Annotated in this window: 9 protein-coding genes; 3 read left to right on the forward strand and 6 right to left on the reverse strand. The window is 66.7% G+C overall.

Translation table 11 applies throughout. The features are described from left to right. The first annotated feature begins 10 nt into the window (after positions 1-10). Positions 11-688, forward strand: coding sequence for a type 1 glutamine amidotransferase domain-containing protein (locus JGZ97_RS08825; protein ID WP_207062250.1), 678 nt, complete (start codon positions 11-13; stop codon positions 686-688). 70 nt (positions 689-758) lie between these two features. On the opposite strand, the gene JGZ97_RS08830 is transcribed toward JGZ97_RS08825, so the two are convergent. Both JGZ97_RS08830 and JGZ97_RS08835 read right to left on the reverse strand, forming a co-directional pair. Continuing rightward, positions 759-3,833, reverse strand: a complete 3,075-nt coding sequence (locus JGZ97_RS08830) for an AAA family ATPase (protein ID WP_207062251.1) — start codon at positions 3,831-3,833, stop codon at positions 759-761. Next, entirely contained in the window at positions 3,830-4,978 is a 1,149-nt protein-coding gene (locus tag JGZ97_RS08835; RefSeq protein WP_207062252.1) for an exonuclease SbcCD subunit D, read from the reverse strand. The genes JGZ97_RS08830 and JGZ97_RS08835 overlap by 4 nt, the downstream gene beginning before the upstream one ends. A gap of 132 nt (positions 4,979-5,110) precedes the next feature. Between JGZ97_RS08835 and JGZ97_RS08840 the strand changes: the two genes are divergently transcribed. Then, positions 5,111-6,334, forward strand: a complete 1,224-nt coding sequence (locus tag JGZ97_RS08840; RefSeq protein ID WP_207062253.1) for an MFS transporter — start codon at positions 5,111-5,113, stop codon at positions 6,332-6,334. A gap of 10 nt (positions 6,335-6,344) precedes the next feature. On the opposite strand, the gene JGZ97_RS08845 is transcribed toward JGZ97_RS08840, so the two are convergent. The 4 genes from JGZ97_RS08845 to JGZ97_RS08860 are packed head-to-tail and all read right to left on the reverse strand — an operon-like array spanning position 6,345 to position 10,559. Continuing rightward, positions 6,345-7,544, reverse strand: a complete 1,200-nt coding sequence (locus tag JGZ97_RS08845; RefSeq protein WP_207062254.1) for an ABC transporter permease — start codon at positions 7,542-7,544, stop codon at positions 6,345-6,347. Next, complete coding sequence (locus tag JGZ97_RS08850; protein WP_207062255.1) at positions 7,544-8,752, reverse strand: ABC transporter permease; 1,209 nt, start codon at positions 8,750-8,752, stop codon at positions 7,544-7,546. The genes JGZ97_RS08845 and JGZ97_RS08850 overlap by 1 nt, the downstream gene beginning before the upstream one ends. Continuing rightward, positions 8,731-9,423, reverse strand: a complete 693-nt coding sequence (locus JGZ97_RS08855) for an ABC transporter ATP-binding protein (RefSeq protein ID WP_207062256.1) — start codon at positions 9,421-9,423, stop codon at positions 8,731-8,733. Before JGZ97_RS08855 ends, JGZ97_RS08850 begins: the two co-directional genes overlap by 22 nt. Beyond that, positions 9,420-10,559, reverse strand: coding sequence for an efflux RND transporter periplasmic adaptor subunit (locus JGZ97_RS08860; protein WP_207062257.1), 1,140 nt, complete (start codon positions 10,557-10,559; stop codon positions 9,420-9,422). The genes JGZ97_RS08855 and JGZ97_RS08860 overlap by 4 nt, the downstream gene beginning before the upstream one ends. Positions 10,560-10,946: 387 nt before the next feature. Between JGZ97_RS08860 and JGZ97_RS08865 the strand changes: the two genes are divergently transcribed. Beyond that, a complete protein-coding gene (locus JGZ97_RS08865; protein WP_207062258.1) occupies positions 10,947-13,082 on the forward strand; it encodes a methyl-accepting chemotaxis protein in 2,136 nt (711 codons plus the stop codon). The last annotated feature ends 490 nt before the right edge of the window (positions 13,083-13,572 follow it).

A 13,572-nucleotide genomic window follows, 5' to 3' on the forward strand; every position in this document is an offset into this window, starting at 1 on the left:
GGAGGAGACCATGAAAGTACTGATGATACTTACCTCCCATGATCAACTTGGAAACAGCGGCCAGAAAACCGGCTTCTGGCTCGAGGAGTTTGCCGCACCTTACTTCGTGCTGCGTGACGCCGGCGCGGACATCACCCTGGCCTCACCCAAGGGGGGCCAGCCCCCCATCGACCCCAAGAGCGACGCCCCGGAGTCCCAGACCGACGCCACCCACCGCTTAAAGGGGGATGAGAACGCCCGGGCGGCACTGGCCAACACCCAGAAGCTTTCCGAGATCAACGGTGACGAGTTCGATGCGATTTTCTACCCCGGTGGCCACGGCCCCCTGTGGGACTTGGTAAAAGACCCCCACAGCATTGCCCTGATCGAGTCCTTCTACGATGCCGGCAAGCCGATCGCCGCCGTCTGCCACGCCCCCGCCGTGCTGCTCAAGCCTCGCCGGGGTGACAACTCGCCGGTGGTGATGGGCAAGGCGGTGACCGGTTTCAGCAACGACGAAGAGGCCGCTGTCGGCCTGTCCGATGTGGTGCCCTTTTTGCTTGAAGACGAACTGAAAGCCGAAGGCGGGCGTTACACCAAGATGAATGACTGGCAGACCCACACGGTGGTCGATCTGCCCCTGATCACCGGGCAAAACCCGGCCTCCTCCGAGGATACCGCCAAGGCGCTGATCCAGCAGTTGAAATAACCGCCCCCGCGCTTCCCGGCGGCGAACGGACCGCGCCGCCGGGGCCACAAGCCTTGCGGCGAGCCGGCCGTTAAAGGGTCTTCACCCGCAGGGTACTGCGTCCGCGGCTGGCATCCACGTCGATGCGGTTCCAGCCCAGCTCCTTGAGTTCGCTGACGTGGGAGATGATGCCGATCATCCGACCGCTGGCCTGCAGGTCAATCAGGGTGCGTACCGCCAGATCCAGGGACTCGGGGTCCAGGCTGCCAAACCCCTCGTCGATAAAGAGCGTATCGAGCTTGATCCCCCCGGCGTAGGACTGCACCACGTCGGAGAGTCCAAGGGCCAGGGAGAGGGCCGCCATAAAGGACTCGCCCCCGGAGAGAGTCGCCACCGGGCGGCTCTTACCGGTGTAACCGTCCTCCACTTCCAGCTCCAGTCCCGAGGCCTTGTGGCCCTTGGCCCGCTCCTGCTTGCGCACCAGCTGGTAGCGCCCCTTGCTCATGCGGTAAAGCCGCTGCGAGGCCTGGATCAGCACGTCGTCCAGCAGCACGCTGAGGACAAAACGCTGCAGGCTGATCTTGTCCCCGGTCTGACCGTTGGCCACCTCGCTGAGGGTGCCGTAGATCCGGTAGCGGGCCTCAAGCGCCGCCTGCTCCTGGTGCGCCCGCTGCAGCTTTTCCTGCACGTCCGCCAGTTGCCGGCGGCGCTGATCCTGCCCGCGCCAGGCTTCATCCGCCTCTCGGTAGGCCTGTTCGGCAGCGCGCAGGGCCGCCGCCAACCCGTCCAGGTCGGGTGCGGCCTGCTCGGCCAGCTCTTTCTCCAGGGCCGCGACGGCCCCCTGCGACTGATCCACCCGGGAGTGGTGGGCGCGAACCGCCTCCCGCAGCCGCGCCTGGATCTCATTGTCCAGGCGCGCCCGGGTAAAGTCCGCCTCGTCGGCAAAATCGCTGGCGGCCAGGGCTGACTGCCACTGCTGCTTCGCCCCCTCCCGCTGGATTTGGAGCTGCTCGCGCTGGCCCGCCAGGGCGTCGCGCCGCTCCTGAGCACGGTCACGAACCGAGCGGGCCTGCTCGGCCTGCAGCCGGGCTTCAGCCAGGGCCTTTTCCAGCCCCTCGATCCGCTGCTGCCGCTCGCCCAGGGCCCGGTCCAGGGCCGCGGTGGTGCGATAGGCCTCGGGCAGCTGCTCCTCGAGCTGGCTGACCCGGGCACGGGCGTTGATCAGCCGCGCCTGGTCGGCCTGTGCCGCCGCCTCCTGCTGACTGAGTTTAGCGCCGAGCGTTGTCAGCTCACCCCGCTGCCGCTCCAGTTCCGCGGCCAGGCGGGTGCGCTGCTCGCGACGGGTCTGTTGGGCGGTGACCGCGCGGGCCTGTTCATCCCGAGCCCGCTGGACTTCGGCCAGGGGCTGGTCCTTGAGCGCGCCGATCGCATCGGAGAGTTTCTGCCCCTGCTCCCGGTTCTCCGCCAGGGCCCGCTGGGCTTTTTCCAGGGCGACACGGGCGGCTTCGGCACGGGCACGCTGCGCCGCTTCACGCTCACGGGCCGCTTCCACCTGCTCGGTGGTCACCAGGTCTTCAGCGCGGGTGCGGGTAGCCGGCGCCGGGTGCTCGGTGCTGCCACATACCGGGCACGGCTCACCGACGGCCAATGCCTGCGCCAGCAGGGCAGCCTGGCCGCTGTGCCAGCGCAGCTCCAGGGTACGGGCCTCGCGCCGGGCTCCGGCTTCGGCCTCTGCGGCCCGCCGCTGCGCCTCCTCGGCCTGCTTCAGTGCCTGCTGCAGCGCCCGGTAGCCCTCGCGCAACGTCTCCAGCTCCCGACGCTGGCTAAGGTGCTGCTCAAGCTGGTGCAGCTGCAACTGCTGCTCGGGAAAGTCAGCCAGGGTGCGATCCAATTCAGCCAGCTCGGTCTCGCGGCGGGCCTGGGCCTCGCTCAGGGCCTGCTGTCGTTGACGGGTCTGCGCCAACGCTGAATCGCTGGCCGCGGCCTCACGCTCGGCGGCCGCCACCTCACGCCGGGCGGCCCCCAGCTGCTCCAGTTGCCCCCGGTGCTGGTTGAGGTTGTGCTGTTCCCGCTTGAGACCCTCCACCTCGGCGTGGGCCTGCTGGACCTGCTCCAGGCGCTGACGGGCAGCACTGTCGGCCTCCAGCGCCTGGGCCGCCTCGCGCTCGGCACTTTCCAGGGCGGTCAGGCACTCGGCCAGCTGCGCCCCTGCCTGCCGGAAGCGTTCGAAGTCGGGCTGCAGGGCCTGGGCGGCGCCGGCCCGGGCCAGTTGCGCCTCCTGCTCACGCACCTGGGCATCCTCGGCCGCCAGCCCTTCAAGTTGGCGACGCTGCTCGGCCAGGCTGTCAAAGCGCGCCTGCAGGGCCTGGCCCCGGTCGCGGGCGCTGGCAGCGGCACTGCGGGCCTGCTCGGCCGCGTCGCGGGCGCTGGCAGCCTCTGCCAGGGCCGGGGCGAGCGCCGCCAGCTCCTGAGTGACCGCCGCCTCGTCGGCCAGATCGGCACCGGCGAGAATGCCCCGCAGCCGCTCCTGGTGGGCTTCGACCTCGCGGCGGATATCACCGGCCTCGGCTTTCAGGGCCTCCTCGATCCGTCGGTAGATGCGGGTCTGAAACAGTTGGCCAAAGATGCGCTCGCGCTCTCTTGAATCGGCCATCAGCAGCTCCCGGAACTTGCCCTGGGGCAGCACCATCACCTGGCGGAACTGGTCGGCGTCAAGGCCGATCAGATCGCGTATCATCTGGGTTGCGTCATTGACGCTGCGCGACACCAGCAACTTGCCCTCACCGGCGTCAGCGCCAGAACCGTCCTCCTCCCAGAGCTGGGCCTGGGCCTGGGCCGTAGTAGTGCCCTCGCCCCGTGCTTTGGGGCGCTCCTGGGTGGGCATACGGCGCACCCGGTAAACCCGTTCACCCAGGGCAAAGCGCAGGGTCACCTCGGTGAGGCAGTCGGGGTCCGCCTGGTCGCAGCGCATCTGCGCCGGCTCGCGCTCGTTGCCGGTGGTGGTGCCGTAAAGGGCGAAACAGATGGCGTCCAGCAGTGAGCTCTTACCCGCCCCGGTGGGGCCGTTGATCAAAAACAGGGGGTTCTGCCCCAGGGCGGTGAAATCCAGCTGTTCGGTTTTGGGAAAGGGGCCGAAGGCCTGCAGTTCAAGGCTCAAGGGCTTCATGCGTCACCCTCCCGCTGCAGCCGTTCCAGAGTGGCGCGCAGGGCCGCATCCTGGTCATCCGCCAGCGCCCGCCCGGTGACCTGGCTGAAAAAATCCCGGAACATGGCCAGCTCGCCACGCTTGAGCTGCTCCCGGTTGGCCCGCTGCTCGCCGGTCTCCAGCATGCCGGGCTTCTCCAGTTGAAGAACGTTGGGATAAACGGCCCGCAGCTTACCCATGGGATCGAGCAGGGCGTGACGGTCAGTGAGCCGCACCAGCAGGTAGTCCTGGTGATGGGGGTCGGTTCGCCCCCGCTCCAGCAGTTCCGCCAGCTCACCCTCGATCACCCGCATATCCCGGGGCGGACTGAGGGGCAGCAGGCGGGTCTGGACCCGCTCCCCGGCGGGCGCCTGCGGGTCAATGTCCACCAGGGTCACCCCCTTCTTCTGGTGCTGCTCGGAGAAGCTGTACTTGAGCAGCGAGCCCGCGTAGCGGATATGCTCGCGGCCCCGGTACTGGGGGCTGTGCAGGTGGCCGAGGGCAACGTAGTCAAAATCGACCAGGGGCCGGAAGTCGACCCGGTCGGCGCCGCCGATGGAGAGGGGACGCTCGGACTCAGACTCCTCGGCGCCATCGATAAAGCAGTGGCTGACCAGCACCCGGGGCACCTGCCTCGCTCGGGTCTGGGTCTGGGCCTCGATCCGCTCCACCAGGAAGCGATGGGCTTCATCGTGGGTTTTCACCGCGCAGCCAAAGCAGGCCCGCACCCGCTCCGGGTCGTTATAGGGAATGCCGTAAAAATCGACCCCGCCCAGGGTCACTGGCGTGGCGCTCTCACCGAGGCCGGCGACGATATGCAGGCCGGCCTTTCTCAGCTGGCGGGCACCAAAAGCCAGACGCTCGGCGCTGTCGTGGTTGCCGGGAATCATCACCACCGGCACCCCGCGCTCCTCGGTAATCCGGTGCAGCAGGTCGTCGAGCAGTTCCACCGCCGCCGCCGGTGGCACCGAGCGGTCGTAAACGTCCCCGGCCACCACCAGGGCATCCACCGCCTCCCGGTCGATATGTTCAAGCAGCTGCTCCAGCACCTGACGCTGGTCGTCGAGCAGGGACTGGCTGTGAAACTGGCGGCCGATGTGCCAATCGGAGGTGTGGATAAAGCGCATGAATCCTCGTGTCTACAGTTGGCGGGAAAGATCAGGGGGCAGATTATGCCACGTAGTCGGGGCGTTAAACGATTCACGGTTGCCAGAAGCGCCGCAGCCCGGAGAATAGAGGTTTTGGCTCCGGAGACGCCCATGACCACGCCCCGCCCCCTGCAGAGCAGCGGCTTTCTGATCCTCAGCGCCTGCCTGCTGCTGACCCTGAGTTTCGGTTACCGCTCGGGCTTTGGCCTTTTCGTCCCCCCGATCACCGAAGCCAACGGCTGGTCGCGGGAGGTGATCTCCCTCTCCCTGGCGATCCAGAACCTGGTCTGGGGCATCGTCGCGGTGTTCGCCGGCGGGCTGGCCGACCGCTTTGGCAACGTGCGGGTCATCGTCGCCGGCGCCGCCCTCTACAGTGGCGGCATGTGGCTGATGGCCGGGGTCGACAGCCCCTGGCTGCTGCACAGCTCCGCCGGTTTGATGGTGGGCGCGGGCATCGCCGGCACCGCCTTTGGCATCGTGCTGCCGGCCATGGCCCGGGCGGTGCCCGAAGAGCGGCGCCAGTGGGCCCTGGGCGTGGGCACCGCCGCGGGCTCTTTGGGGCAGTTCCTGGTGGTGCCCGTGGCCCAGTCCCTGATCGATGCCTTCGGCTGGATCGCGGCGCTGCAGGTGCTCTCGGTCACGGCCCTGGCGATGGCGCTGCTGGCCATGCCCCTGGCCCCCTACTCCGGTGCCGGAGACAACCAGGGGGCCGGCGCCCAGCAGTCGATCCGCGAGGCCCTGGGCGAGGCCCTGCGCCACCCCTCGTTCCTGTTGCTGGTGGGCGGCTTCTACGTCTGCGGTTTCCAGGTCGCCTTCGTCACCGCCCACATGCCCGCCTTCCTGCAGGACGCCGGGTTCGACCCCAGGGTCGGCGCCTGGGCCGTGGCCATTATCGGCCTGTGCAACGTCGCCGGTGCCTTCCTTTCGGGAATTCTCTCGGGCCGCTTCCCCAAGCGCTGGGTGCTGGTGGTGATCTACGCGGTGCGTGCCCTGGCGGTCAGCGCCTTTATGCTGATTCCCATGACGCTCACCTCGGTGCTGGTATTCAGCGCGGTGCTGGGGCTGTTCTGGCTGGCAACCATCCCGCCCACCTCGGGGCTGGTGGCGGTGATGTTCGGCACCCGCTACATGGCACTGCTTTACGGGGTGGTCTTTCTCAGTCACCAGGTCGGCAGCTTCTGCGGTGTCTGGCTGGGCGGTGTGCTCTATGCCCAGACCGGTAGCTACGACCTGGTGTGGTGGCTGGGCGCCCTGCTGGCCCTGGCCGCCGCCCTGGTGCACCTGCCGATCCGTGAGGAAGCGGTTCCCCGGCTGCAACTGGCCAGGAGCGTCTGAGGATAGCCCCCTACTCCAGCGGCCGCAGCGCCTCCACCGGGCTCAGGCGGGCGGCGTGGGTCGCCGGGTAGACCCCGGCGGTGACGCCGATCAGCACCGAGAGGCCCAGAGCAATCACCACCGCCTGTACCGGCAAATGGGCCGGAAAGTCGGGAGCGGCCATTTGCAGACCGACCAGCAGCAGCAGGGTCAGGACCAGCCCGGCAAGACACCCCAGCAGGGCCAGGGCCACCGCCTCGCCAATAAACAGGTTGCGCACCTGGGCGCCCGTGGCCCCCAGAGCGCGCAACAAACCAATCTCCTGCACCCGCTGGTGGCCCACGATCAGCATGATGGTCAGGATACCCACCCCACCCACCAGCAAAGAGACCGCCCCAAGGGCTGCGCCGGCGTACTTGAGCATGGCGAGAATCTTGTCCAAGCTCGCCAGCACCTCGTCCTGGGTGATCAGGGTGAAATCGTCCAGCCCGTGCCGGCTGCGCAGCAGGCGCTCCACCGGTACCCGGGCCGCCTCGGAAGTCAGGCGGGCATTGTAGACCAGGTCGACCTCCATCAGGCTGTCGCGATTGAACAGGGCCAGGCCCTTGGCGGCGGGAATGTAGGCGGTGTCGTCCAGGTCGGTGCCCATGAACTGCCCCTTGGGGGCCAATACCCCCACCACCCGAAAGCGCGCCGAACCGATATGGACGAACTCCCCCAGGGCGGGTTGGCTGCCAAACAGCTCGCGCTTCAGGGTGCTGCCCAGCACCGTAAAGGCGCGAGGGTTCTGCAGCTCGTCCTCGGGCAGAAAACGCCCCTGGCTCAGACGTAAACGCCACACATCCAGGGCCGCCGGCCCGACCCCACCGACGTTGACGTGACGACCACGGCGACCGTGACTGACCCGGGCGGTGCCGAACACCACCGGCACCACCCGCTCGATGCCGGGCAGGCGCACCAGGGCCTCGGCGTCGGCCAGGCTCAGGGGCCGAATGGTGGTCAATACGCCACCAAGGCCGAAGGTCTCGGTCTTACCCGGGGTCACCGCCATCAGGTGGCTGCCGAACTGGGTAAACTCGGCCAACAGGTAACGCCGCGCCCCTTCCCCCAGGGCGCTCATCAGGCAGACGGCGGTGATGCCGATCGCCATGCCGGCCAGGGTCAGGGTCGAGCGCAGCCACTGGGCGCTGAGGGCCCGCCAGACCCAACGCAGAAAATCCGAGGCCGCCATCAGGCCAATCCCCTTAACGCCCGCACCGGGTCAAGCCGTGCCGCCTGACTGGCCGGCCACCAAGCGAAAAGCGCACCGCACAGCAGGGCCACGGCCACCGCGGCGAGATCCGCCCACAGGGGGGCGGCAAAAGGGAACTGGGGCAGCAGGCGCAGGGCCACCGCCACCGCCGCCTCCCCCAGCAGCAGCCCGGCCCCGGCGCCGAGGGCTGCCAGCAACAGGGCCTCGTCCAGGAACAGGCGCCGCACCTGGCGGGCGCTGGCGCCGAGGGCCTTGAGCAGGCCGATCTCGGCGCGACGCTGGGCCACCGAAATCAGGCTCAGGTTCATAATCAGCACCCCGGCCACCACCAGGCTGATGGCGGCGATGGCCCCGAGAATCAGGGTCAGCATGCGCAGAATCCGGTCGAAGGTGGCCAGCAGGGCGTCCTGGCTGATCAGAGTGACATCGTCCTCGCCGTCGTGGCGTTCGCGGATCAACGCCCGCACCCGCGCCTCCACCGCCGCCTGCTGGGCCGGCCCTTCCAGCTGAACCAGGATACGGAACAGGCTCTGGGTGTCGAACAACTGCTCGGCGGAGCGGGCCGGGATCACCGCCATGTCCCGCAGGTCCATGCCCAGGTGCTCGCCGGCGGTCTGCAGCACCCCGATGACCCGAAAGCGCCGGTCGCCGATCCGCACCCACTGGTACATGGGGCTCGCCCCATCAAACAGGGCCCGTGCCAGGGTATCCCCCAGCACGCACACCGGCTGCGCCCGGTTGGCGGCCGCCGCCGGCAGGCCGCGCCCCTGGGCCAGACGCAGATCCCGCACCGGGAACAGCGCCGGGGTGCTGCCGATAATCACCACGTCCCGGGCCCGGGCGCCGCGGCTGACCCGGGCGGTGCCGGCCAGCACCGGCGCCACCCGCACCACCCCGGAGAGGAGGGACAGGGCCTGGGCATCTTCCAGGGTCAGGTCCCGGGGGGTGGTGCCGTAGAGGGGCGGCGCCCCGCCACTGGTCTCGATACGCCCGGGCAGGATGATCAGCAACTCGCTGCCGAGGGCCGAGAACTCGCGCACCACGTAGCGGCGCGCCCCCTCTCCCACTGCCGTCAGCATCACCACCGAGGCGACGCCGATGGCGATGGTGAGCACCAGCAGCAACGCCCGTACCCGGTGGCGCTTGAGCAATTGAGCGTTGAAGCTCAGGCGGTCGACCGGTCCCATGACGGGCTGTCCTCGACGATGCAGCCATCTACCAGGCGAATACGGCGCCGGCAGCGGGCGGCCAGTTCCGGGTTGTGGGTCACCATAAGCACGGTCATGCCGTCGCGATTGAGGCCCTCCAACAGTTCCACCACCGCCGCCCCCGCGGCCTGGTCCAGGTTGCCGGTGGGTTCGTCCGCCAGCAGCAGGCGCGGGTTCATAACGATAGCCCGGGCGATGGCGACCCGCTGGTTCTGCCCTCCGGAGAGCTGTCCGGGGCGGTGCTCGGCCACCTCACTCAGCCCGATTCGCGCCAGTACCGCCTCGATCCGGGGGCGCCGCTCGCGACGGGGTACGCCGGCCAGCATCAGGGGCAGCTCCACGTTTTCAAAGGCGCTCAAGCGCGCCACCAGGTGAAACGCCTGAAACACGAAGCCGATGTAACGGCGGCGCAATGCGGCACGGGCCTCCTCCTGCAGGTTCTCGGTGGCCTGACCATCAAGGCAGTATTGGCCGGCATCGGGTCGGTCCAGCAAGCCGATCAGGTTGAGCAGGGTGGACTTGCCCGACCCCGAGGGGCCTGTAATGGCCAGGTACTCGCCCGCGGAGACCTCAAGGTCGGTCGGCTGCAAGGCGGTGAAGGGCCGCGCCCCTAGCTGGTAACGCTTCTCGACCGCGTCCAGGCGGATCATTCGGCCTGCGCCTCCACCCCCGCCGCGACCCCTTCGCGCCCCAGGGAGGTGACCACCTGCTCCCCCTCCGCCAACCCCGTCACCACCTCGGTGTAACGCCAGTTGGCGAACCCCGGTTCGATTTCCACCCGCTCCAGGGGCTCACCGGGGATAAAGCGCAGCACGTACCGCCCTTCCAGCAGCGCCTCGGTGGGAATCCGCAGACTGTTGTCCCGCCGCTCCAGCACCACCTCCACATCACTGCTGTAGCCGGCGTAAAGACGGGGCAGCTCCGCATCGGTCAGCACCACCTCGATGGTCACGGTGCGGGCCTGCTTCTCGGTATCCAGCACGTAAGGGGCAATGCGGCGGATACGCCCGGCGAAGCTGCGCCCGGCGATGGCATCAAAGCTGACCCGCACCGGCAGGCGGGTGTCCAGGGCGGCGGCGTCCACCTCGTCCATGGGCGCCTCGATGTAGTGGCAATCGTCAGTGAGCAGGTCGATGGCCGGCGGCGTGGCGACCCCCGGCGGCGACGGGGTGCTGTACTCCCCCACTTCACCGCGCACCTCGGCGAGGATGCCGGCAAAGGGGGCGTAAAGACGGGTCTTCTCCAGCTGCGCCTCGGCGACCGCCACCGCGGCGCCGGCCTCCTCCTGCCGGGCCTTGGCGGCGGCGCAGGAAGCCTGGGCAGCCGCCGCCCTGGCCTGGGCCTGCTCGGCCAGCTCCTGGGAGGCGAGCTGCCGCCCCACCAGGCGCTGCAGGCGTGACGACTCCCGGGCAGCGTTGTCGGCATCGATGCAGACGGCATCGTGCTCCAGGTGTGACGATCGGGCCGCCAGGCGTGCCTGGCGCAACAACGCCTTCAGGTCCTGGTTCCAGAGCTCCACCAGCAGCTCCCCGGCCACCACCTGAGCCCCCTCCTTCACCGGGATGGCGGCGATCTGCCCCCCTGTGGGGAGCGACAATCGGGCCCGCTGGCAGGCGACCACGGTCCCGGCGCGGGTGTTGGCCAGAGTGCGTTCAACCGGCCCCGCCGCCACCGTCGCCACCGTCACGGCCACCGGCCGGGGACGGGTCCACCAGAGAAAGGCCGCCGCCAGCCCCGCTGCCGCCACCACCCACACGGCCACCTTGCCGATCCACCCTCGTCCCACCGCTGCGCTCCTCGCTTGCTTCGCTTTCTCCATAAGCCCTGGCTAAAGTCTAGTGCCTTTGCCCCTTTGAAAGCGCAAGGCCCGTGAAGGACCGACTGATTGCCGCAGATCACTTCCCGGCCCCCCCGCCGAGCACCGATTGCCCCCTCCTTCCTGGTCTTCGGTCCCCGCTCCCAGACCTCATATGGCGTCAGCTGTAAAGCCTTGATCTGGGTCAGGAAAAATATCACTTGGTGACTTAATTGTGCACCAGCTTTTAAAACAGGCGTAAATTCAAAAGCATGCAGAGACACAAGCATGAAGCGCCTGTCCAGGGCGTTCCGCGGGTTCCGTCTGCTAACGAACCTTCCGTTTGATAAAAAAAATGTACTCAAGGATGGATGTGACATGAAACTGCTAGCTAACCTTTCGATCAGGCTCAAACTCGCACTGGCTTTCGGGCTGTTGACGCTGTTGCTGGTCATATCCAACCTCTCGGGCTACCGCGGTATTGAACTGCTCAACGGCTCGGTGGTTGTGATCAGCGAAGAGAGCGTACCCGTGCTCGACACGGCCCATAGTCTCGGTAACGTTCTGCTCAAAGGGCAGACACTGCTGCAGGAGTTCGACTCACAGACCAGCGTGCTGGCCTCAGCTGCCGAACAGGCACACCTCGAGCAGATTAAGGCCGAGATCGAGAGCATCGGCGATCAGTTCGAACAAAACGCCAAGGCCCTCTCATCCACCGGCGATACCACGGACCTCTCGATTCTCGCCAAACAGGCCGACACCCTCTTCATTGAGCGGTTCGTCCCCCTCGAGCAGGCGCTGATCAACAGCGGTCACAAGCGCCAGGCAGCCAAAAGTGAACGCGACGCTGATATGGCCGCGATGGAAGCGGCTTATGAATCAGCCCTTGCCTCGATTGACACGGCAGAGACGGGCATCAAGCGCTGGATCGCAAACACCCTGGATAACGAAGACGGGGTGAGCTACGACGGGCTCATGTACCTGTTGCGCAACGTGGTGCCCTATGTGGATGGCGTGATGGAGATGAAGTTCTCCCTGCTTGATGCGCGGGTCTCGATCGAGGAGATTGCCCAGCAGAACGAACAGGGCGCGGTAGCGACTATTCATGCCCGCTACGCCGCCAATAACGCCCATTTTGACGCATTGCTGAACGCAATGATGAACGGAGGCGAGATTGACGGCGACAGCATACCGGCGCTGGTCGCCCCCCATATCCGCAGGCTGGTTGAGGCCGCGGACAACGAGCACGCCCGTTTCCAGACCGCAGCGGACGAGATCGTGGACGCCCAACGCCGGCTACTTACCCTGAGTGAAGCGAGCGCGGCGACGCGGCGCGAACTGTTCACGGTCGAACAGCAGATTGGGGCCATTACCGAGCAAATCAAGGCGCATGCCGGCAGCCAGATGGAGCGGGCCAAAGAGCAGGCGGCGGAGAGCCACAGTGCGGCCCTTACCGAGCTCGGTGCAGCGCTCGCGCTGGCGCTGCTACTGGCCAGCCTGCTGAGCTGGCGCACATCGGCCTCCATCTGCACACGCTTGTCCAACGCGGTGGGGCTGTCCAAGCGGCTGGCCAAGGGCGACCTGACGGCCCGTGTGTCCGTTCAATGCAACGACGAGCTGGGCGTCCTGCAGCAGTCGCTGAACGATACCGGCGACCGCTTGCGCGACATGGTGAATCAGATCGCCGCAGCGACTGAACAGTTGTCCGGCTCCAGTGACGAAGTCGCCGCGATCACCACCCAGACCGCCGGCAACATCGCCGCCCAAACCGAGCAACTCAACCAGACCAGTGTCGCCGTCAACGAGATGTCGGCCACGGTACGCCAGGTGGCGAAGAACGCCACCGAAGCGGCCCAGTCCACCCGCCACGTCGACAGCGAAGCCAAACGGGGGCGCGGCCTGGTGGAAAACGTGGACCAATCGATTCAGGAGCTCAGCGTCCAGATCGAAGAGACCAAGGGGGCGATCAACCGCTTGAGTGACGAGATCACCGGGGTCGACTCGATCCTCGAAGTGATCACCGGCGTGGCCGAACAGACCAACCTGCTGGCGCTGAACGCCGCCATTGAGGCGGCCCGCGCCGGGGAGCAGGGGCGCGGCTTTACCGTCGTCGCCGACGAGGTCCGGTCCCTGGCCTCACGCACCCAAGACTCCACCAGCACCATTCAGGCGATGATCGGACGGCTCAAGGCCGAGGCCGCCCATTCTGTGGAATCCATGACGGCCGGCAACCGAAAGGCGCAGTTGGCCACCGAACTTTCCCAGCAGGCCAATGAGGCACTGGCTGAAATCGAGAAGGCAGTGAGCACGATTGCCGACATGAACACCCAGATCGCCTCCGCCTCCGAGGAGCAGAGCGCGGTGGCCGAGCAGATCAACGTCTCGGTGCATGAAATCGAGAAATCGGCGGGAGAGACCTCAGCCGGCGCGCAGCAGGTCGCGGTCGCCACCGACCAGGTGGCCCAGCTTTCCGATAACCTGAAGACCCTGGTGGGGCACTTCAAAGTCAGCTGACGAGACCGAAAAAAAGGGGACGCTTGCGTCCCCCTTGAGAACGGGCTCAGAGGCCCCCGGGAACCGGGTATGAATACAGTGTATTTAACCCATCGCAGGAAACAGGCGCGTTTTGTCGGCATCCAAGGCACGGTTTGCGCTGGCAAACCGATGGCAAATGAACCACTATCATACACTTACAAAGAGTTGGCACCGTAATACCGTGCCATCCGGACAAGAAATATGAGCCGGCTCGTTTTCAGCGGAGGAAGAGGCCAGGTGACTCACAAATATTTAATAGACTCAGCCTGTTACCAGACTTCCATTCACCCCGTGAATACGGCAAAACGAGCCGGCTCAGTATTAAGCTTTTGCAGATGACGCCTATCGCTTTATAAACAAAGAGATAGGTTGCTTAAGAGTTGGTCTGATATATAAGAGGACTTGGCGTTAACTGAAAACTTTTTACCACCAGTGTGATTCAGAAAATGTCCAATATCTGGATGTTTTC

It is taken from the genome of Motiliproteus sp. SC1-56 (assembly GCF_017309075.1).
In the GTDB taxonomy this organism is placed as follows: Bacteria; Pseudomonadota; Gammaproteobacteria; order Pseudomonadales; family Balneatricaceae; genus Motiliproteus.

Bases quoted from the DNA above. Each gene is read 5' to 3' on its own strand.
- JGZ97_RS08825 (WP_207062250.1), top strand. From the start codon at position 11: ATGAAAGTACTGATGATACTTACCTCCCATGATCAACTTGGAAACAGC.
- JGZ97_RS08830 (WP_207062251.1), bottom strand. From the start codon at position 3,833: ATGAAGCCCTTGAGCCTTGAACTGCAGGCCTTCGGCCCCTTTCCCAAA.
- JGZ97_RS08835 (WP_207062252.1), bottom strand. From the start codon at position 4,978: ATGCGCTTTATCCACACCTCCGATTGGCACATCGGCCGCCAGTTTCAC.
- JGZ97_RS08840 (WP_207062253.1), top strand. From the start codon at position 5,111: ATGACCACGCCCCGCCCCCTGCAGAGCAGCGGCTTTCTGATCCTCAGC.
- JGZ97_RS08845 (WP_207062254.1), bottom strand. From the start codon at position 7,544: ATGGCGGCCTCGGATTTTCTGCGTTGGGTCTGGCGGGCCCTCAGCGCC.
- JGZ97_RS08850 (WP_207062255.1), bottom strand. From the start codon at position 8,752: ATGGGACCGGTCGACCGCCTGAGCTTCAACGCTCAATTGCTCAAGCGC.
- JGZ97_RS08855 (WP_207062256.1), bottom strand. From the start codon at position 9,423: ATGATCCGCCTGGACGCGGTCGAGAAGCGTTACCAGCTAGGGGCGCGG.
- JGZ97_RS08865 (WP_207062258.1), top strand. From the start codon at position 10,947: ATGAAACTGCTAGCTAACCTTTCGATCAGGCTCAAACTCGCACTGGCT.